We start from the raw sequence: 19,750 nt of genomic DNA on the forward strand, positions 1-19,750 counted from the left end.
TCTGTTCCTGCACTACGCTTCCGGATCAGGTGAACAATGCACGGGGCCACACGTTCGCCACGACGTCGGGCAGGCCTTTCAGGCCGTCGCAGACGAGGAAGAACACGTCCCGGATGCCGCGGTTCTTCAGGTCGATCAGCACGCTCATCCAGAACTTCGCGCCCTCGCCACCGGTGCCCATCCACAGGCCCAGGACGTCCTTGTGGCCGTCCACCCCGGCCCGCCGGATCACCCTTCGCATATCCCAGGTACTCATCCAACTCAGCGTTCAGCGCCGTCTCCAAAACGGTTTTCGTGATCTGGGACAACAAGCCATCCGGCCCGGCCAGAGGGACACCGTCCGCCCGGGCTTTATCGATCAACCCCCGAATATCCACACCATCCGCCAACGACGGCTCCGAGCCCGCCGGCTCGATCATCTCCGACATCGTGATCCTTCCTGCCGAGGCACGGTGCCCCAGCCTCTGGAACTGAACACGCTGCTGCCGTGGGCAGACGAGCGGGCGAAAGACCCCGCAGACCGAGCCCGGCTGGCAGTCGCTCATGCATCGCCGAGATGGTCGATGCGTAACTGCAACCAGGCCGTCAGCCGGATGTCCGGATCCGCGAGGTCCAGATGGAACAGCTCTTGCACGCGCGCGAGCCGATAGCGCAGCGAGTTGTGGTGGAGTGTCAGCGCGGCGGCAGCGCTGGACACGTCGCCGTGCGCCAAGTAGGTCAGTGCGGTCTCCGCGTAACTGGTGCCGTGTTCGCGGTCGTGCTCATAGATCCGCTCGATGACGGGCAATCGCAGGCGAGGGGAGGCCATCAGTTGCATCTTTATGGCCAGTAGCATGACCTGCGGGAGGACATCCTCCACGGCGACGACGCTGCCGGCATCGATAATCCGCAGCGTGGCATCCACGTCGGCTCGTGACTCAGCGATTTCATGCAATGACGGCCTGGTCGCCCCGACTGCGACCGTCACCCGTTCGCGAAGCGCCGTCCTCGCCCGCTCCGCGATCCGATGCCCCAGGTCGACGAGCTGAGACCGCGTGAGGTGGCTCGCCGGCATCAGCACATACACAATGCCGTAGTGCACATGCACCGCGCTGCGGGGCTCGACGCCGCGACAATGGATCGCCGCCAGGTCCGCGACGATTTCGTCGCGGGTCGAATCTCGCTCGCTGTTGTCGCCCACGCGAAGGCCCATGATCGCAATGCGAGTGTCGACGTCGAGTCCAAGGCGTTCCCCGACGAGTTCTGGGGCGGACCGAGCGTCCAGTAGGCTGCCGAGCAGATCTCCGCGTGCCCGCCGTTCCGCCGCTCCGGCGGTGCGGATATGCAACAGGTGCATCGCGGCCAGTTGGGACGCGCCGACCAATGCCTCCTCAGCCGCCGACGGTAGGGAATCGTCGACATTGATCACCCAGATGTAGCCGAGCAGATCCGCTCCGGAGCGGACCGCGATGGCCAGCCGGGGTTGGAGCGTGCCGCGAGCCGGGATCCGCACCGCGGCGGGTGCCCGCCGCACGGCCTGATACTCCGCGTCATTGACAGCGAAGTCGGGCACCTGACGGCCAAGAATCCCCTGCTGACGGGCGTCGTCGATCGGTTGTCCCGGCACAGAGGAGTAGGCCAGCACGCGTTGGTGGGGATCCTCGATCGAGGTAGCCGCACCGATGGCCTGGGCGATCGAACTCACCAGGGAGAACAGATCGCCGAGCATGACCCGTTGTCCGCCGGCTCCCGTGTGGATCGCCGTGTTGATCAACTGCTGGAGGTGGTGCCACGGGGTCTGTTCATCCGCGAGCAGCACCGGAACCGTTGATTCGTCCCAACTGCCGTCGGGAATCGAGCACGGCTTGCCGATAACGACGCTGGCCTGGACACCACAGAGGTCGGTCGGCACATCCCGGTCGCCGACATAAAGCAGGGCCGCGCCCGCGACCTCCGGAATCGGATCGCCCGGCCCTATCAGAACCAGTTCGGTCACCACGTTGTCGAAGCCGAGCGACCCGGTTACCGGGTGCAGCACTGATCCCAGGACGTCGAGGAGCGCACCGACGGTCGCCATGCGTCCATTGTGGCCCATCCTGCCGAGCGGTGTTAGGTGGAACCACCAATGGGTTGGCGGAGGATCTGGAATCTTCCACGAAGCCACCAGGACCGCTCTCCATAACAATCGGTCCATGTTCTTGAGTTCAATGCTCACCGGCGGTCGGTGACCATCGGCGGTCGGGAGATTACTCGTGGGCACCACTCGTCACCAACGTCGGTACGGGAAGAGGATGACATGCGGTTAGCAAAGTTGGCTCAATCAGCTGCGCTGGGAGTGGCGTCAGTGCTCCTGGTTGCCGGGTGTTCAAGCGGTGCGAACACCAACGGATCGAATGGCGGTTCCCTCGTCTCCGGCGGAACCCTGCGCGTCGGTGCCGAAGAGGACGAGGTGCCGATGGTCTATACGCAGGCCGGATCCAGTACGCCGGTCGGCGCGGAAGTGGATCTGATCACGGCCGCCGCCAAACAGCTCAATCTGACGGTGAGCTACTCGAACCTGACCTTCGACGGCCTGATCCCGGCGCTGAAGGCCGGCCGTTTCGATGTGGCGATGGCCGAGATCGGCGACTTCACCGACCGGCAGCAGCAAGTCGACTTCGTCGACTACGCGACGATCGGCCAGGGTGCCTTGGTCAACTCCGCCTCGGCTGCCAGCTTTACCGACGACCTGGCGTTGTGCGGGAAGAACGTCGGGGCGGCGAAGGGCACCAAGGGCGTCGCGGTGGTCACCGATATCTCCAAAAAATGTCAGAGCAGCGGAAAACCGGCGGTGAATCCGTCGTCGTTCCCCGATGTGACCTCAGCCGTGCTGGCGCTGCGCAGCGGCCGGGTCGATGCATTTGTCACCGACACCATCACCGCCGGCCAGGAGGCCAAGTCCGTGGACGACGGAAAGGCTTTGTCGGTCGCGTTGCCCAACCTCAACGGCCAGGTGCTGCTCGGAATCGCGGTGCCCAAGTCGAACCAGCCGCTGCGCGACGGGTTGGCCAAGGCATTGAACGCCCTTATCGCGAACGGCGAGTACGCACAGATCCTCGACCGCTACGGACAAAGTGGTATCGCGGTCAAGAACGCAACCATCAATGGCGGCACCACGGCATCAAGCTGATCGAGGAAAGCCATGACAACGACGGTGAATGACGCGGTGCAGACCGAAACACACACTCCCGGCAACCTGCCGGTCCGGGAACCGTTCCACCCCTGGCGCTGGGTGGTGGCGTCAGCGGCACTGATCATTACCGGCCTGATCGTGCGGGCGTTCGCCACTGCGCCGAATATCAACTGGGCGGTGGTCCGCACTTACCTGTTCGACGGCACGATCCTGAAGGGTCTTGAGCTGACGATCATTTTGGGTGTGGCCGCGCAACTACTCGCGATCGTGCTCGGTGTCCTGCTCGCCGTAATGCGCATGTCGACCAATCCGGTGCTCGACGTCATCAGCGGGTTTTACGTTTTCATCTTCCGCGGCATGCCTGGCTTGCTGCAGATCTTGTTCTGGTACAATATCGCCCTGGTCTTTCCGAGGATCGGCATATCCATTCCGTTCACCTCGCTCGGCTGGAGTGCGGAGACGAACACGTTGATCACGTCCGCAGTGGCGGCTGTGTTGGGACTAGGCCTGAACGAGGCGGCCTATATGTGCGAGATCGTTCGGGGTGGTGTCGATTCGGTCGACCCGGGCCAGATGGAAGCCACTCGGGCCCTGGGCCTTCGGGGTTTCCAACGGCTGCGTTACGTAGTGCTGCCCCAGGCATTGCGGGCCATTGTGCCGACCACAGGCAACGAGTTCATCAGCATGCTCAAGAACACGTCGCTGGTGAGCGTGATCGCCGCGCACGAGTTGCTTACCACGGCCCAGACGATTTATTCGCGGAACTTCTTCACCATAGAGTTGCTGCTCGTCGCGAGCTTCTGGTACCTCGTCGTCACCACTGTCGCCACGGCACTCCAGACCCGTCTTGAGCGGTATCTGGGACGCACGGACCGGCATGTGCGCCGGTCCGCGTGGCAGTTGCTCCTCGACAAGGCACGGACCAGATTCGCGAGTCGCGACATCAATGAGGTCGCCGGGAGGACGGAATCGTGACACCGATGGTGTCGGCGCGCGGCATCCACAAGCGTTTCGCGAACAACGTCGTACTTCGGGGAATCGACCTTGATGTCGCTCGCGGCGAGGTGGTCTGCCTGCTCGGACCGTCCGGCAGTGGAAAGAGCACCCTGCTACGTTGCGTCAACAACCTGGAACGACCCGACCAGGGCACCGTGCGCGTCAACAACGAACTGATCGGGGCCCGGGAAGCCGGCAACCGCTTGGTGCTCCTTTCCGACGCGGCGGCCAGCAAACAGCGGACCAAGATCGGCATGGTGTTTCAGAGTTTCAACCTGTTTCCGAACTTGTCGGTGATCGACAATGTGACGCTTGGTCCGGTACGCGCGAAAGGTGTCAAGCGCAAGGAGGCCGACGCATACGGCCGGTCCCTGCTCGAGCAGGTCGATCTGGCCGGACGCGAGTCGGCCTTTCCGCGGCAACTGTCCGGTGGACAGCAGCAGCGGGTCGCCATTGCCCGGGCGCTGGCCATGCGCCCGGAAGTGATGCTGTTCGACGAGCCGACCTCGGCGCTGGATCCCGAACTGGTTGGCGAGGTGCTGGCGGTGATGCGTGATCTGGCTGTCGAGGGCATGACCATGATCGTCGTGACCCACGAACTCGGGTTCGCCCGCGAGGTCGCCGACCGGGTGGTCGTCCTTGCCGAAGGCCGACTGCTGGAGTCCGGTTCGCCCGCTGATGTTCTCGACCATCCGCAACACACCAAAACGCGTGAGTTTCTCCGCCGAATGAACTAGAGCCGCGACCTTTCTGGCGCGCGGATAATCATCCGGGCGGGTCACCTGCCTTCCCTGGCCCGAACGGTGGCTACCCGTTTGTCAATTTTCCTTTGTTCCCGGCAAGAATGGACCTGAAATGACCGCGACTGAACGAAAGCCCTGGCATGGCGTGCTCGTTGCCGCTGCCGTTCCGCTGGGCGCCGATCTCGAGATCGATCTTGACGCCTATGCCGAGCATGTCGCGTGGCTGACCGCCAACGGCTGCGCCGGCGTCACCCCCAACGGATCGCTGGGCGAATACCAGACACTGACCGCGTCGGAACGCTCCAGCGTGGTTCGTGCCGCGGTCAAGGCGGCGGCACCGGGCACCAGGGTGATACCTGGCGTCGCAGCCTATGGCGCTCGCGAAGCGGTCGCGTGGATCGAGGACGCGGCCGAGGCTGGTTGCCCGGCTGTGATGCTGTTGCCTCCCAACGCCTACCGCGCCGACACGGAGGCCGTTGCCGACCACTACCGCGCGGCGGCCCGGGTCGGACTTCCGGTGGTCGCCTACAACAACCCGATCGACACCAAGGTCGATCTCAGCCCCGAACTGCTGGCACGGCTGCACGGTGAGGGACTGATCGTCGCCGTCAAGGAGTTTTCCGGCGACGTCCGACGTGCCTACCGCATCGCCGAACTCGCTCCGGAACTCGATGTGCTGGCCGGTGCGGACGACGTCACGCTCGAACTGGTCCTCGCTGGTGCGCCGGGATGGATCGCCGGGTACCCCAACGCCTTCCCGCGGACATGCGTTCAGCTTTTCGACGCGGCCCGGGCGGGCGACCTGGCCACCGCAGTGCCGCTGTACCGCGAACTGCATCCACTTCTGCGGTGGGACTCGGTGACCGAATTCGTCCAAGCCATCAAGCTCTCGATGGATGTCGTCGGCCGGCGCGGCGGGCCGTCCAGGCCGCCGCGGCTTCCGCTGACCGATGAGCAGGCGGGGGTCGTCCGAGCGGCGACCGAGCGGGCCGTTTCCCTCGGATACCGGTGACCAGGATGACGGCAACCATCCGTTCGGTCTCCCCACAGCGACCGGACGACGTAGTGATCGATGTTTCGGCGTCCAGCGCTGCGGTCGTCGAGTCGGCTGTTGACCGGGCCCGAGGTGCCCAGCGCGAGTGGGCACGGGCCGGGGCCGCCCGTGTGGTCGCGCTCGTCGCTGCGGCCGATGCGGTGCGCAAGGCGTCGTCGGAGTTGGTCGAACTCGTCGTCCGCGAGGTCGGCAAACCCCGTGCCGAGGCCGCCGCCGAAGTCGCCCGCACCGAAGCGATCCTGCGGTACTACGCCCAACAGATCTATGACCCCGAAGGCGCCGTGCACCTGGCGTCACCACCGCGGTCGTTCGCGCTCACCCGGCGTCAGGCGCATGGTGTCGCCGGACTGGTCACCCCGTGGAACTTCCCGCTGGCGATCCCGGTCTGGAAGGCTGCCCCCGCCCTCGCGTTCGGCAACGCGGTAGTGCTCAAACCCGCCCCCGCCGCCACCGCGTGTGCGCTCGCGCTGGGCGAACTCCTCGCGGCGCAACTGCCCGACGCCCTGCTGCAGGTGCTGCCCGGCGACGCCGAGGCAGGCGAAGCCCTGGTGGCACAGGTCGATGTGGTCTCGTTCACCGGGTCGGCGGCGGTCGGCCGTGCCGTCGTCCGTGCCGCGGCGGAGACCGGCGTCCCGGTGCAGTGTGAGCTGGGCGGCCAGAACCCCGCCATCGTGCTGGACGATGTCGACATCGAGGCGGTCGCCCAGCAACTCGCGAGGGCGGCGTTCGGCTACGCCGGGCAAAAGTGCACGGCGACTCGTCGGGTCATCGTTGTCGGCAACGCGCGCGAGTTCACCGATGCGCTGGTAACCGCCGTGAACGCGCTGCCGCTGGGTGACCCGGGCGCCGCCGAGACTGTCGTGGGACCGGTCATCACCGCTTCGGCCCGCGACCGCGTCCGGGATGTCGCAGCCTCAGCGGTGCGTGATGGCGGCCGGGTACTCACCCGGCGCACGGTGCCGGATTCGGCGGGCTGGTACGTGCCGCCGACCATCGTCGACAACGTGCCGCCGGGCCACGAAATGCTCCGCGACGAGGTGTTCGGCCCAATCTGCGCGGTCATCGCGGCCCCCTCCGTGACCGAGGCCGTCGATATCGCCAATGCCGTGCCCTACGGGCTCACCGCCGGCGTCTACACCCGTGACCTCACCGCGGTGATGGACGTGGCCGGACGCCTGCGGGCCGGGCAGGTCAAGATCAACGCTCCGACGACGGGCGTCGACTTCCACCTTCCCTTCGGAGGCACCAAGGCATCGAGCTACGGGCCACGCGAGCAGGGCAAGGCCGCAGCCGATTTCTACACGACGACGCAGACCATCACCGTGGCCGCGCCGTGACTGGAATACGGAGCCGCTGATCATGCACATCGTTGTTGTCGGTGCGGGTGTCATCGGCGTGACGACCGCCTACTGCCTGTTGGCGCGCGGCCACGATGTCACGCTCGTCGACGCCGCGGACCGGGTGGCGAGCGGCGCGAGCAGCGTGAACGCCGGACTGCTGTGTCCGGCGGACTCGACTGTGTGGGCCACACCCCAAGCACCCGGCATGCTGCTGCGAGCGCTGCGTGACCGCGAAACCGGCTTCATCCGCATCAAGCCGGCCGCGTTTCCCGAGCTGATCCCGTGGGGCGTCCGGTTTCTGTCGCAGTGCTCGCCACGCCGGATGCGGCGGAACATGCGCTTCGCGTACGCGTTGAGCGATTACAGCCGCCGTGAACTGACTCGGCTCGGTGGTGAGGTCCCGCTTGATTTCGGCCGCAACGAGGACGGCCTGTTCGTGTTGTACCCGAGCGAGTCGGCGCTCGAGCAGGGCTGGCGTGATCGGGCGGCGCTGGCCGAGGTGGGCGTGGAATATCGCCGGGTCGGACGTGATGGACTGGCCACCGTTCCCGGTTTCACCCGCGCGGCCGCCGCTGACGTGGCGGGCGCGATCTACGCGTCGAACAGTGGCTACGGCGACTGCCAGGCGTTCACCCGGGCACTGACGGCGCGGATTCTGAACCTGGGCGTTGAGTTGCGCCTGTCGTGCCCGGTACGCCGGGTGCATGTGCGAAAGGGGCAGGCGGGTGGTGTTGATACGGCGTCCGGGCGCATCACCGCCGACACGGTGCTGCTGGCGGCCGGGTCGATGTCGGCGACGCTCGCCGCCACCGCGCGGGTGCGGGTTCCGGTCGTTCCGGCGAAAGGCTACGGGGTGACCGTCCCGATCCTCGACGACGAGGCGATTCCGATGGTCGGCTGCATCGACGAGCGGCACCACGTCGCGGTAACGCGCATGGGGCCGCACGTGCGGATGTCCTCGCACGCCGAGTTCACCGGACAGAACCACGATTGGGCACCGGAGAACTTCGCCGCGATTCACGGCTTCGCGGACGCCATGTTCGGACCGGAGGCGCTGGACTGGCCGAAGGCGAACTACGGAGCGGGCCTTCGTCCACTCACGCCGGATGGACGCCCGCTGATCGGTCCGACCGCGCTGCCGGGGCTGTGGCTTAACACGGGGCACGGGCATCTGGGCTGGACCCAGGCATGTGGCTCGGCAAGTCTTATCGCCGACCTTCTCGACAAGCGCCCGACCGCCATCGACGCACGCCCGTATCTGCCACGGCGCCGGCACGACGCATGCGGGTCTCTGTCCGTGAGCAACCCCGAGGAAGGTGCAGGATGGCACGTCTCCTCCTGACCAATGGCCGAGCCATTGACCCTGCCGCCGGAACCGACCGCGTCGCGGACGTCCTGGTCGATGGGGACCGAGTCGTGGCGGTCGAGCCGAACCTTGCCGGCAGAGCGGGCTACGAGACCGTCCGGCAAATCGACATCTCCGGATACCTGGTCGGCCCCGGATTCATCGACCTGCACAGCCATGTCCACTCCATCGCCGGCCAGTGGCTGCAAGCGTGCGACGGGGTGACCACTACCCTCGACCTCGAGGCCGGCCTGATGCCGGTGGACCGCGGCTACCAGACAGCGGCGGCCGAAGGACGCCCGCTCAACTACGGATTCTCGGCATCGTGGACGTCGGCGCGCGGCGGCGTGCTGGCCGGGGTCACGCCGGACGCGACGATCCAGACCTGCCTAGCCCTGCTCGGCAACGAAACGTGGCAACGACCGACCACCGCCCGCGAGCTCCACCAATGCCTCGATCTTCTCCGCGGCGAACTGAGCGCCGGAGCGCTGGGCGTGGGCATCATGATCGGTTACGCACCGGACACGGCGCGCAGTGAGTATCAAGCCGTCGCGGCGCTCGCCGCCGTCGCGGGCGTTGCCACGTACACGCATGTCCGCGATCTGGTCGAGATCAATCCGGCGACCCTTGTCGACGGTACCGAGGAACTCGTCGCGACCGCCGGTGAGACCGGAGCCCGGATGCACCACTGCCACGTCAACTCCACGTCGCTTCGCCACATCGAACGGGTTCTCGGCACACTGGCCCGCGCCCGTTCCGCCGGAGCGGTGGTCACCGCGGAGGCATACCCTTATGGCGCCGGCAGCACGCCGATCGGCGCGGCATTCCTTGACCCATCCCGGCTCGACGAACGCGGACTGGTCCCGTCGTCGATCATGATGTTGTGCACCGGCGAGCGCATCCCGGACGCCGACAGACTCACCGACCTTCGTCGGCGCGAGCCGGACGCGCCGTGCGTCGTCGAGTTCTTGGCCGAGGACGACCCGGTCAGCCGACGCCTGCTCTGGTTGCCGTTCAATGCAGTCGGCCTCGATGTCGAGATCGCCGTGGCCAGTGACGCGATCCCCGTGACGTCGGCCGATGGTCGGTTCGCCGAGGCGGACTGGCCGCTGCCGGCCGGAAGCCTGACGCACCCGCGCACCGCCGGGACGTTCGCCCGGACCGTGCGGACGATGGTGCGCGACCACGGCGCGTGGTCGTGGATCGAGGCCTTTCGGCGCTGTTCTCTCGTGCCGGCGCAAATTCTCGACTTCGTCCCTTCTATGCGGCGCAAGGGCTACCTCGCAGCGGGAGCCGACGCCGACCTCGTCGTTCTCGACCCCGCGACCTTCGGTGATGCGGCCACGTACTCGCGTCCGACCGACCCTTCCGTCGGTGTCCACTACCTGGTGGTCAGCGGCGTTCCCGTCATCGAGAACGGCTTGCTGCGCACCGACGCGCGCCCGGGCCGCGCGGTGCGGGGTGAGCCTCGATGACCAACGTAGGCGTTAGAAAGGAAACTGTGAGCACGCAACACATTCCGGTCGCGGACGTCGTGATCATCGGTGGAGGCATCGCGGGCGTCTCGATCGGCTACGAACTCGCCGCACGGTGCCGGGTCATCCTGCTCGAGATGGAATCCACCCTCGCCTACCACACCACCGGACGGTCGGCCGCCACCTGGCTCGCAACCTACGGCAACCACCCGATCCGCGCCTTAACCCGCGCCAGCCGGGAGTTCTTTCTGAACCCGCCCCCGATCTTCGAGTCCGCCCTAACCAAGCCGCTCGGCCTGGTTTATGTCGGTGGCCCCGGCCAGTCGGATCAGGTTCGCGAGCTACACGACACCGTCCGTGAGCTCACCCCGGACGTCCGATTGATCGACGCGGCGGAGGCGGTCGCGATAAACCCGATGCTGCGCCCCGAGCGCGTCGAGCTCGCGTTGACCGAGCCCGGGGCGCTGGATGTGGACGTGCATGAGTTGCACACCGGTTTCACCCGCGGCCTGCGTTCCCGTGGTGGGATTGTCGTCCGGGCGGCGAAGGCCGTGTCGGCCGACCTCCGCGACGGGATCTGGACAATGGCGACCGGTGATGGCGGGACATACCGCGCCCGAACCGTCGTCAACGCGGCGGGTGCCTGGTCAGACGAGGTCGGCACGCTCTTCGGCGCGCAGCCTATCGGGATCGTGCCGCTCCGCCGGTCGATCTTCATGGTCCCGGGCGAAACGGTCCCGGCACACCTGCCGCTGACCATCGCGATCGACGGCTCATACTACTTCAAGGCCGATGGTGACCAATGCCTCTGCTCGCCGCACGACGAAACCCCACAGCTACCTGGGGACGCCAAGCCCGACGAGTTGGAGATCGCTCGCGCGATTGAAGCGATCAACGAGGCGACGAGATTGAACATCCGGCACGTTCGTAGTTCGTGGGCTGGGCTGCGAAGCTTCGCTCCGAACCACGCTCCGGTCGTCGGCCCCGATCCCGGAGTGGAGGGTCTGTTCTGGTTCGCAGGCCAGGGTGGGTACGGCATCCAGATCGCGCCCGCCGCGGCGCGACTCGGCGCGGCGCTGATCCTCGGCGACCACATGCCTGCCGACATCTTGGCCAGCGGCTGCAACCCCGCCGATCTCGACCCCGCTCGGCTGGCTCGATCTGTGGGTCAGGCCCGCCGAGGATCCGATCTATGAGGCGACGGGGCTCCGTGGGCTCCTGTTGCTGCGGTGCGTGCGGCGGTTCGGCGGCATCACCGGGGACATCCTCGGTGCGTGCGCCGAGACCGCGGTCACCGCCGCCCTCGTCGCACTCGCGTGAAGTCCTTTTGACGCTGCCCGATTTCTTCGCTCCAATACCCGTATTGCTCGATTATGCGATGTCCGCGATGTCCGCGATGTATGATTGAATCGAGGAAAAGAAATATGGTATCGAAGGGCGAAATCGAATGACTGCTACTGGGCCCACCGACCTGATCTCCGTACTCATGTCCGACCACCGTGAAGTCGAGAGGCTGTTCGCCGAATTGGAAGCCAGGGAAGGAACCGTCGAACATCGCCGGGAACTGGTCGACCACGTGATCACGGAAGTCGCCTCCCACGTCATTATCGAGGAAACCTGGATGTTTCCGGTGTTCCGCACCTACGTCGAAGGCGGCGACAGAATCGCCGACCAGGAGATGAAGGAACACGTCGAGACCGAACGGGTAATGAAGGAACTGGAGGGCCTTTCGCCCGCCGAGTCGCACTTCGAAGAGCTGCTGAGCCGGTTCATCGCGGACATCCGCCGGCAAATCGAATGCGAGGAGAACGAAATCTTCCCCGAGCTCGGAAAGGCCTGCCCGCCGGAGCGGCTGCGCGAACTCGGCGAAAAAGCCCTGCACGCCAAGGAAACCGCTCCGACGCGCCCATAGCCCGCAACAACCGCGGCAGCACAGCCCGTTCCGGCCCATCCGAGGACGGCGGCTTCGACGAGTTCCGCGAGTTCCGCCCCAGCCGCCGCTTCAACTCAGCGTTCTCCGCCCCCGACCTCTCAATCCGCCGGTCCCGCTCGGCCAACCGTCGCCGTCAACTCTGCGACCCGCGCCTCCAACCCCTCCAGGCGCGCGAGCAATCGCCCCAGCGACACATCGCCCGGAACCGACAAACCAAGATCATGTCAGACCACCAGTCAGCACCGATAACAGGACCTCAAACCACCTGAACAGTTACCATTTAGATTCGTTCGCAAATCCGATTCAATCTCACCAAAAAAGTACCACCAAGGATCGCGGTGGGCAAGTTTTGGCGATTGATTAATACTTTATCCAGGAAAGGTGTCAGCGAATCCTATGGTTCAACAATTATTGGATGGTGATACGATTGGCGCAAGTCTGGCAAACCTGGCGCGGGCTTCACCACAATCGCGGGCGACATTTCCGGAGAGTCGTGAAACAATAACCGCGACCGAGCTGGATGAAGCAGCTACGAACGCTGCGGCCAGGTTCGTGCGTGCTGGCTTGGCTGAGGAACTAGTGGGCGTGCTAGTGGACACTAACCCCATGTTCTTCGTCACACTTTTCGGATTGTGGCGAGCCGGAGCCGCGTTGAGCGTCCTGCCAGCAACGCGGGTACTCGGCGGTGTGGACCGAACTACCCGTCAACTAGCCACCATCATGCAAGCTGCCAGCATGCGTTTCCTGGTGACAGATCAGAACCATGCCGAGATCGCTGGTCGCCTCACCGAGCTGATGCCTGGCCTGATGGTTGTCCAGGTCGGTGAACTGACCGACGAATCCTCCAGCGCACTGCCTGCCGTCAAACCGGACCGACTAGCGGTCGTGCAGTTTACGTCGGGAAGTACTAGTGCACCTAAAGGAGTAATGCTTACTCACCGCACTGTCATGGCCGGCCTGGCGGGATGTGTGGTGTCGGGTCAATTTAGCAGAAACGACGTATTCGTACAGTGGGTGCCAACGTTTCACGACATGGGTCTGATTGGTTTACTGTCCCACTGGTTAAATGGTGCTGACGTGCACGTCTTTACGCCGAGTTCTTTTCTGCGGCACCCGGCGAAGATCTTGACTTATTTCGGTGAGCATGGTGGCACGGTGCTTACTGGTCCTAATTTTTCTTATGATCAACTTCTTGACTCGATCAGCTCTGATCAGCTCGCGAATTTCGATCTGTCACATTGGCGGCTCGCTTTCAACGGGGCTGAGCCCGTTAACCCGGACACTGTAACCAGATTTACCGAGAAGTTCGCTGCGGCCGGGGTGGCGCCGTCGGTCATGTATCCCGTTTACGGCATGGCCGAGGCGACATTAGCCGTCAGTTTTCCAGACCCAGGCAGTGTCGCCCGCGTCGTCGACGTCGACCGCGCAAGCCTCAACGGCGACGGCGTCCGGATTGTCGACAGCGCCGAGATCAACATGAAGAAGGCTGTTTCAGTTGGGCGGCCCGTGCACGGGATCGAGGTCCGTATTGCGGATGCCCCGAATGACGGTACAAAGCTCGGTGAGATCGAGATTCGCGGCGACGCCGTGACGACCGGTTACTACGGCAACCACCCCGCGAACCAGGTCCAGTTCACTAGCGACAGCTGGCTGCGCACTGGTGACCTCGGGTTTTTCCTCGACGGCGAATTGTTTGTGATGGGCCGCAGCAAGGAGATGATCGTCGTCCACGGGCAGAACTTCTTCCCAGAGGATGTGGAGTCGATCGTCCGGGAAATACCGGACATCTACCGGAAGAGGTGCGTGGCGTTCCCTGTCATTGAGGGATACACGGAACGAATGGGGATCATTGCGGAGGTCCCGTCGACCGTATCTCCCGACGTGGTTCGACGGGAGATACTCAGTCGAGTTTCAGCCGAACTGTCCCTGGCACACATCGACATCAATCTGGTTGAACCCAGGTGGTTGACCCGTACCACCAGCGGCAAGTGGCAGCGCAGCATCGCGGCCCACCGCATCACTGCTTCTCGGAAGGCATAACAAGTGCCCGACCCGTCGAAATCAGCTCAGTCATCCACAGACCCTGTGCGGCTGCCCTGGCTTGACGCCATGGCTTCGTCCGGCGCGCTGGGCTATTTTCGCAGTTTCCTAGGATATCGCCATCCACTGACTAGACTTCCGGACGGCGCGATCAGCACGCACCTCACGTTCTCTCAGGAACACACATCCTATCCCGGGGTTGTGCACGGCGGTGTCATCGGTGGCGTCGTCGACCAGTTGATGGGCGACACGGTGGCGCTCGAAAGGCAGATTCTCGCCTTTTCAATTACCCTGCGCGTTCGGATGATTCGGCCATTGCTGGTGGACAGGACTTACCAGGCAAAGGCTCGGATCGACCACGACGCCTCTGGCGTCATCTGTGCCGAAGCCGAAGTGCTGGACGACTCCCCAGCGGTGCACGTGTTCGCGACAGGCAGTTTCCGACCCATTCGCTCCGACCAGGCTCGCGACATCATGAGTTTGAGTACGGCTGAACGTGTGGCGCTGAGCGAGTATTTCGAGAAGGGAGTTCATCCGCAATGAGTAGTGATGATTCCGGCATGACCAGGGACGAGATATGTCAGATGGTTCGTGACGTGCTGACGCAGCAGCTCCGTCTTGCGCCGGAGGAAATCCGACCGGATGGCATCCTACACGAACTGCCCGGCGCCGACTCTATTCGACTGCTCCAGGTCATCACCCAGCTAGAACAGAACCTGGGCCTGGAGTTCAGCGACAAAGAAATCTTCGAACCGCACACCTTCGAAGGGCTGGTAACAATAGCATGGACCCGTGTCGGACGCAAATGAGGTCAGCATAGTGCGCGAACCGATTGCCGTTCCTACGGTCGAGCAGGCACTGCGGGCCACCAACCAGCACTACGAGTTTCCTCCGACGTTCTTCGCGCGGTTCCTGGACCGTCGGCTCAAGTACAGTTCGGGCCTGTATCTGACGCCAGGCGCGACGCTAGACGACGCGCAGACGGAAAAACTGCACTTTATCGCCAAACTGCTTGATGTGCGGTCGGGTAGTCGACTGCTCGACATCGGTTGCGGTTGGGGCAGTCTCAGCCTTTTCATGGCCGAGGAATACGGGTGTCGGGTTACCGGCGTGACACCGTCTCGCGCACAGGCAGACCACATTCGCAAATGTGCCTCGACGATCGGAGTCGAAGGCCGCATCGACGTGATCGTCGGCCCGTTCTCCGAGGTGCCGATCGAGGTCGGCTTCGACGCGGTCACGATGGTGGGGTCAATCAACCATATGCCGAATCAGGATGATGTCCTGGCGAAGGTGCACGGTCTGATGCACGACGAGGCACGACTTTACCTTTCGGAAAGCTGTTTCCGCAGTGCCTCGAAGTACAAGGAATTCGCACGTCGGCCCGGCACTCTGCAAGTCACCGAGGGCATCTTCGGCTTCGCCGAGATGCACCCACTCTCCACTCTGGTGCGGGTCGTGGAGGACACCGGCCTCAGTCTCACCGGCGTGACAGACCTGACGTGGCATTTCAAGCGCACCGTCAATGACTGGATCGAGCGCGCCGTGCGCGAGCGACAGGCCATAGAGGACATCGTTCCCGGCATGTCCGAACCGTTATTGGAATACCTGCGGACCACTAATCTAGCGTGGGGCTACACGACCAAGCAGTACGCGTTGACTGCGGTGCGGAGCAGGCTTGGCGTGGCGGGCCTGACATGACGAGCGACGCCGTCCGGCACGTGGACCCGACCCTGGTGGCCCAACTAGTGGGGCAGACGACGGATCGGGCGCGGCAGCAACAGTGGAGCATCGACGATCTGGACTGGGCCGGTTTGCGGCCGGAACTGCTGACCGACGAGGACAGATCGGCGGTCAGGTTCATCACTATGATCGAGGACCACATCCCCGGCTATCTCGCCTACTTCATTCAGGTGTTTCCGGTGACCGGCGCCGACCTGGAGATCGAGGACTTCTGCTTCAACCGGGAGTACTTCCGGTTCCTCATCTCCTGGGCGAACGACGAAGACCGCCACGCCTTGGTGCTAACGAAGTACCAGATCGAAGCTGGGGTGAGCACGCCTGAAGATCTTGTAGTGGAACTGGCCACCGAAGGACGTAAGCGGTTCGCCCTACCCTACGAGCGGCCCATTCAAGCATTCACGTACACCTTAATACAGGAGAAGGCAACCCAACTGTTCTACCAGCTCTTGAAGGACGCTATCTCTGAGCCAGTGCTCGGGGACCTGTTGAACCGGCTCGCCAGAGACGAGGCTCGACATTTCGCCTTCTACAACAAGCTGGTCAGCTCTTACGTCGAACGGCACGGCCTGGCATCCATCGTGCCTGACCTGAAGGATGTGCTGGAGACCTTCCGGATGCCGTTGGCCGACACTCTGGACAACTACTGGCGTTGGTCACTGAAGATCGCGAACCAGCTAAGCTACGACCATACTGAAGCGTACGAATCGGTGGCGCGCTTGGTTGAGTCGTTCGTGAAGTCGCGAGGTGAACCGTCGACCGAAGATCTGCTGTCGTTCATCGCCCGAATTCGCGCGGTGTGATTGAGCGATGACGTCGTACAGTGCATATGGCACCCGGGACGTGGTCCACATCACGAAACACGGCTGGAGTACTGAGACAGTCCCGCCTTCGTGTGTTCGGGCCCCGGCGTGGCTTCGTGGCCGCGCATCCGCGGGTTAATTGCCGGGCAAGCTCGCGTTTGAGTTCACCGCGGGCGTGAACGTAGATCGTCTCGGTGCTCACCCGCATCTCCGGGGTCTCAGGGAAGTCCTGGACCAGCCGGTGACTGCTCTGCTGCGGCGACCACTTCTTGCGCAACTTCGCCTCGACATAGTCACGCAACTGCGTGTTGCTCAGCAATTTCGGCTCCTTCGGGCGGGCCCTGCGCTGGACCGAAGCCCGATGCGCAGCATGCGGCATATAGCATGAGCGGACACCGCGTTGCGGCTCGGCTCACAGCTACAGAGGCTGAATGGTTGGGGTTACGGTGGTTCGAGTCCGGTGTGGGCGAAAAAAGCGTCGAGGAGTTGGGGTCGGTACTGGATGCGTTTGAGCCGGTTTTTGATTACGGCGACGAGGTGGTCGATCCCGTGGACGATGAGGTTGCCCAGGCTGCGTTTGACGTGGGACCAGACGTGTTCGATGGGGTTGAGGTCGGGGGCGTAGGCGGGAAGCCGGATCACGTGCAGCCAGTCGCGTGCCCCGATCAACTCGCGCATCGCCGCACTGATGTGGGTGTTCAGATTGTCCCAGATCAGCACGATCGGGCCGCCCAGTTGCTGGTGCGCGGCGTCGAGCAAAGCGGCATAACCGGCCTCGGCAAAGCTGCGCCGCTCGCCTTTGCGGCCACGATCGGTGCGGATGCGATAGATCAACCGGGACCGCCAGCCGGGCTTGAGACACACGAGACCGGCGACCGAGATCCGGCCGGATCCTTTGCCGGACACCGGAACCTGCGGGGTGTGTCCGCGACGGCCCCAGGTCCGGGCTTTCGGCGGACGCAGGGTCTGACCGGCCTCGTCCTCGAAACACAGCCACGCACCCTGCTCCGCCGCTACCGTTTTCCCGCCGGCCACGTCTCCTTGCGCCAGGTGGTGATGGCCTGCTCATCCCACTCGACCGCCCGCTGCGCCGGAACCTGGGGCGAGAATCCGATGCGGTGCAACAGATACGACACCCCGCGCACGGCGGATGTGGAACAACCGGGCGATCAGATCAGCCACCCGCGCCAGCGTCCAGCATTGATCCTCACCAAACCCATACGCAGCCGGCCCGGCCTCCAACGCCCGGGCCAACCGGGCCCGGCGCTGCTCATCCAACTGGCAGACGGATCCGCTGGGTCCCTTCGACACCAACGCCTCCGGGCCACCGTCACGCCACCGGCGCCGCCACACATACACCGCATTGGTCGACACCCGCAATCGCTGCGCGATCTGCCGCACCGGCACGTCCTGGGCGAACCACTCAGCCGCCTGCAACCGCACCGCCTCACGTTGGACCCTGCCCCGCTCGGTCAGGCCACCTCCATCCGCGTACCTCATCCACCCCTGGATAGATCATGAACCCATCACAAGCGGGGAGGGCACGCCGAGCAGACCAAGATCAACCCCGACGATTCAACCTAATGAGCGACGCGGAGTCCTTGCTCTTTCGTCATGTCGAGCGATCCGTGCCCGCTTTGCGCGATACCCGCGCGAAACAATCCGTGTGCCTCGGGAATCGACATCAGAGCCACGACGCTCATCGCCCCGGCGGACTCGCCGCCGATGGTCACCTTGGCCGCATCGCCACTGAAGGCGCCGATGTTGTGCCGGATCCACCGTAGGGCAGTAATTTGGTCTCGCAAAAAGTTTTCCCAGCGTTCCCCTCCGGATCGACCGGCAGCGCGCCCACCGCTCCCAGCCGGTAGTTCACCGTGACGATGATGATGTCTTCCTGGACGGCAAGACTGGCTCCGTCATACCACAGTGTCCTCGTCCTGCACGGCGCCCGGGTGGTAGAAAACCCACTCCGGGGATCACCGCCGACAGCGGCTCGAGACGCCGCAAAGAGATCGCCCCGTACCGCGTGGCGTCGCGCACTCCGTCCCAGGGCAGCGGCTCGGCAGGTGGCGCGAAGCGCAGGTCGCCGACCGGCGCGGCGGCGAAGGGAATTCCCTTGAAACTAACGACTCCGTCCCCGAGAGCACCCCGCACGGTGCCTTGGCCGGTCTCGACTTCGATATTCATGACGCGTCGCTCCTGTTGGGCTGGCGGTTGTCACGCGGACATGACTCGCCAAGCGTTTTCGACGACCTCCGGTGGAGCGGTGTCCAGGGACCCCACGTGGTAAGGCGGTTGCGGTGCGTACTCGATGATGAGCTGAACGGTTTGCGCCATGTCGTCGCCCGCGATCAAACCGGCAAGTGTCAGCGCCATGTCGATGCCCGCCGAGACCCCTGCCCCGGTCACGTAATGACCGTCGATGACGACCCGCTCCTTCGACGGCGTTACACCGAACTCCGCGAGATTTTCGAGCATGGCCCAGTGGGTCGTTGCCCGACGACCTTTGAGGACTCCAGCGGCGGCGAGAATCAAGGACCCCGTGCAGACGGAAGTCGTCCACGCGGAGGTCCGATCGACCGTTCGCAACCATTCGTGCAAGTTCCCGTCGGCCATCTGGCCCGCCTGGCCGGGGCCTCCACCGATGAGCACCATGTCCGGGCTCGGCACGTCGGCGAGACCTGCGACGGCGTTGATCGACAGGCTCCGCAAGTCGTTGACGACGAGGCCCGGACGCTCAGCAACGAAGACGACATCGGTGTCCGGAAGGCGGCCGAAGACCTCATATGGTCCGATGACGTCCATCGACGTGAATCCGGGATAGAGAACGATCGCGACCTGCACAGCGGCACTCCGTTCGTTGTGTTCCAGATTTTACTGTCCCTCCCCTGGCGATATTGGCATTGGAGCAAGGGGACGACAACGACACATGCACCACCAATTCGGCCATGACCGAGCCGGTGCGCCTGGATCTCCGTGCGCTTACGTCATCAAGCCCTTACGGGCCGGGCCGCCTGGACACGGCGCTTGACACTCTGCGGTGCGCGCCACTCATTCGGGCGCGCACCGCCTGCGATCACGACGGCGGCGAACGGCCCCCTCGATCCCAACACCGCGCACGAAACCCACC

Annotated in this window: 21 protein-coding genes and 3 pseudogenes; 15 read left to right on the plus strand and 9 right to left on the minus strand. The window is 64.3% G+C overall.

The window, feature by feature from the left end; translation table 11 throughout:
- Positions 1 to 37: 37 nt before the first annotated feature.
- Positions 38 to 214, minus strand: a pseudogene (locus ACFSXZ_RS01295) (transposase); the annotation flags it as partial.
- A 327-nt stretch (positions 215 to 541) separates the two neighbouring features.
- A complete protein-coding gene (locus tag ACFSXZ_RS01300; RefSeq protein ID WP_378260284.1) occupies positions 542 to 2,056 on the minus strand; it encodes a PucR family transcriptional regulator in 1,515 nt (504 codons plus the stop codon).
- 267 nt (positions 2,057 to 2,323) lie between these two features.
- On the opposite strand from ACFSXZ_RS01300, the gene ACFSXZ_RS01305 reads away from it, so the two are divergent.
- The 10 genes from ACFSXZ_RS01305 (at position 2,324) to ACFSXZ_RS01350 (ending at position 12,016) form a co-directional block, all read left to right on the plus strand.
- Positions 2,324 to 3,148 (plus strand): ABC transporter substrate-binding protein, encoded by an 825-nt coding sequence (locus ACFSXZ_RS01305; RefSeq protein ID WP_378260286.1) that lies wholly within the window; start codon positions 2,324 to 2,326, stop codon positions 3,146 to 3,148.
- A gap of 12 nt (positions 3,149 to 3,160) precedes the next feature.
- Positions 3,161 to 4,126, plus strand: coding sequence for an amino acid ABC transporter permease (locus ACFSXZ_RS01310; protein WP_378260288.1), 966 nt, complete (start codon positions 3,161 to 3,163; stop codon positions 4,124 to 4,126).
- 5 nt (positions 4,127 to 4,131) lie between these two features.
- Positions 4,132 to 4,884 (plus strand): amino acid ABC transporter ATP-binding protein, encoded by a 753-nt coding sequence (locus ACFSXZ_RS01315; protein WP_378260289.1) that lies wholly within the window; start codon positions 4,132 to 4,134, stop codon positions 4,882 to 4,884.
- 118 nt (positions 4,885 to 5,002) lie between these two features.
- A complete protein-coding gene (locus tag ACFSXZ_RS01320) occupies positions 5,003 to 5,902 on the plus strand; it encodes a dihydrodipicolinate synthase family protein (protein ID WP_378260290.1) in 900 nt (299 codons plus the stop codon).
- A gap of 5 nt (positions 5,903 to 5,907) precedes the next feature.
- Complete coding sequence (locus ACFSXZ_RS01325; RefSeq protein ID WP_378260292.1) at positions 5,908 to 7,281, plus strand: aldehyde dehydrogenase family protein; 1,374 nt, start codon at positions 5,908 to 5,910, stop codon at positions 7,279 to 7,281.
- A gap of 22 nt (positions 7,282 to 7,303) precedes the next feature.
- Positions 7,304 to 8,626 carry an FAD-dependent oxidoreductase gene (locus tag ACFSXZ_RS01330; protein ID WP_378260294.1) on the plus strand — a complete coding sequence of 441 codons (1,323 nt, stop codon included), beginning with the start codon at positions 7,304 to 7,306 and terminating at the stop codon, positions 8,624 to 8,626.
- On the plus strand, positions 8,608 to 10,104 hold the full coding sequence (locus ACFSXZ_RS01335; protein ID WP_378260296.1) for an amidohydrolase family protein: 1,497 nt from the start codon (positions 8,608 to 8,610) through the stop codon (positions 10,102 to 10,104). Before ACFSXZ_RS01330 ends, ACFSXZ_RS01335 begins: the two co-directional genes overlap by 19 nt.
- Before the next feature lie 26 nt (positions 10,105 to 10,130).
- Entirely contained in the window at positions 10,131 to 11,300 is a 1,170-nt protein-coding gene (locus ACFSXZ_RS01340) for an NAD(P)/FAD-dependent oxidoreductase (protein ID WP_378260298.1), read from the plus strand.
- 22 nt (positions 11,301 to 11,322) lie between these two features.
- On the plus strand, positions 11,323 to 11,424 hold the full coding sequence (locus ACFSXZ_RS01345; protein ID WP_378260371.1) for an adenosylcobinamide-GDP ribazoletransferase: 102 nt from the start codon (positions 11,323 to 11,325) through the stop codon (positions 11,422 to 11,424).
- A 127-nt stretch (positions 11,425 to 11,551) separates the two neighbouring features.
- Complete coding sequence (locus ACFSXZ_RS01350; protein ID WP_378260300.1) at positions 11,552 to 12,016, plus strand: hemerythrin domain-containing protein; 465 nt, start codon at positions 11,552 to 11,554, stop codon at positions 12,014 to 12,016.
- On the opposite strand, the pseudogene ACFSXZ_RS01355 reads toward ACFSXZ_RS01350, so the two are convergent.
- Positions 12,012 to 12,161 (minus strand): annotated as a pseudogene (locus ACFSXZ_RS01355) (DUF6444 domain-containing protein); the annotation flags it as partial. The gene ACFSXZ_RS01350 and the pseudogene ACFSXZ_RS01355 overlap by 5 nt on opposite strands.
- A gap of 257 nt (positions 12,162 to 12,418) precedes the next feature.
- On the opposite strand from ACFSXZ_RS01355, the gene ACFSXZ_RS01360 reads away from it, so the two are divergent.
- From ACFSXZ_RS01360 to ACFSXZ_RS01380, 5 genes are read left to right on the plus strand one after another with little or no spacing between them, the layout of a single operon-like run.
- Complete coding sequence (locus tag ACFSXZ_RS01360; RefSeq protein WP_378260302.1) at positions 12,419 to 14,077, plus strand: AMP-binding protein; 1,659 nt, start codon at positions 12,419 to 12,421, stop codon at positions 14,075 to 14,077.
- A gap of 3 nt (positions 14,078 to 14,080) precedes the next feature.
- Positions 14,081 to 14,620 carry a hypothetical protein gene (locus tag ACFSXZ_RS01365; RefSeq protein WP_378260304.1) on the plus strand — a complete coding sequence of 180 codons (540 nt, stop codon included), beginning with the start codon at positions 14,081 to 14,083 and terminating at the stop codon, positions 14,618 to 14,620.
- A 17-nt stretch (positions 14,621 to 14,637) separates the two neighbouring features.
- Entirely contained in the window at positions 14,638 to 14,886 is a 249-nt protein-coding gene (locus tag ACFSXZ_RS01370; protein WP_378260305.1) for an acyl carrier protein, read from the plus strand.
- Positions 14,870 to 15,778, plus strand: coding sequence for an SAM-dependent methyltransferase (locus ACFSXZ_RS01375; protein ID WP_378260307.1), 909 nt, complete (start codon positions 14,870 to 14,872; stop codon positions 15,776 to 15,778). The genes ACFSXZ_RS01370 and ACFSXZ_RS01375 overlap by 17 nt, the downstream gene beginning before the upstream one ends.
- Complete coding sequence (locus ACFSXZ_RS01380; protein ID WP_378260309.1) at positions 15,775 to 16,620, plus strand: acyl-ACP desaturase; 846 nt, start codon at positions 15,775 to 15,777, stop codon at positions 16,618 to 16,620. Before ACFSXZ_RS01375 ends, ACFSXZ_RS01380 begins: the two co-directional genes overlap by 4 nt.
- A 441-nt stretch (positions 16,621 to 17,061) precedes the next feature.
- On the opposite strand, the gene ACFSXZ_RS01385 is transcribed toward ACFSXZ_RS01380, so the two are convergent.
- From ACFSXZ_RS01385 to ACFSXZ_RS01410, 6 genes and pseudogenes are all read right to left on the minus strand, one after another.
- On the minus strand, positions 17,062 to 17,655 hold the full coding sequence (locus ACFSXZ_RS01385; protein ID WP_378260311.1) for an IS630 family transposase: 594 nt from the start codon (positions 17,653 to 17,655) through the stop codon (positions 17,062 to 17,064).
- The gene (locus ACFSXZ_RS01390) at positions 17,634 to 17,765 is read right to left on the minus strand and encodes a helix-turn-helix domain-containing protein (RefSeq protein WP_378260313.1); all 132 of its coding nucleotides are present in this window, start codon (positions 17,763 to 17,765) and stop codon (positions 17,634 to 17,636) included. The genes ACFSXZ_RS01385 and ACFSXZ_RS01390 overlap by 22 nt, the downstream gene beginning before the upstream one ends.
- 16 nt (positions 17,766 to 17,781) lie before the next feature.
- Positions 17,782 to 18,120 (minus strand): annotated as a pseudogene (locus tag ACFSXZ_RS01395) (helix-turn-helix domain-containing protein); the annotation flags it as partial.
- Between the two features lie 80 nt (positions 18,121 to 18,200).
- On the minus strand, positions 18,201 to 18,425 hold the full coding sequence (locus tag ACFSXZ_RS01400; protein ID WP_378260315.1) for a carboxylesterase family protein: 225 nt from the start codon (positions 18,423 to 18,425) through the stop codon (positions 18,201 to 18,203).
- A gap of 64 nt (positions 18,426 to 18,489) precedes the next feature.
- Positions 18,490 to 18,807, minus strand: coding sequence for a carboxylesterase family protein (locus tag ACFSXZ_RS01405; RefSeq protein ID WP_378260317.1), 318 nt, complete (start codon positions 18,805 to 18,807; stop codon positions 18,490 to 18,492).
- 30 nt (positions 18,808 to 18,837) lie between these two features.
- Positions 18,838 to 19,464 (minus strand): DJ-1/PfpI family protein, encoded by a 627-nt coding sequence (locus ACFSXZ_RS01410; protein ID WP_378260319.1) that lies wholly within the window; start codon positions 19,462 to 19,464, stop codon positions 18,838 to 18,840.
- Positions 19,465 to 19,750 lie beyond the last annotated feature (286 nt).

This window comes from Amycolatopsis pigmentata (assembly GCF_042684065.1).
Lineage (GTDB): Bacteria > Actinomycetota > Actinomycetes > Mycobacteriales > Pseudonocardiaceae > Amycolatopsis_E > Amycolatopsis_E pigmentata.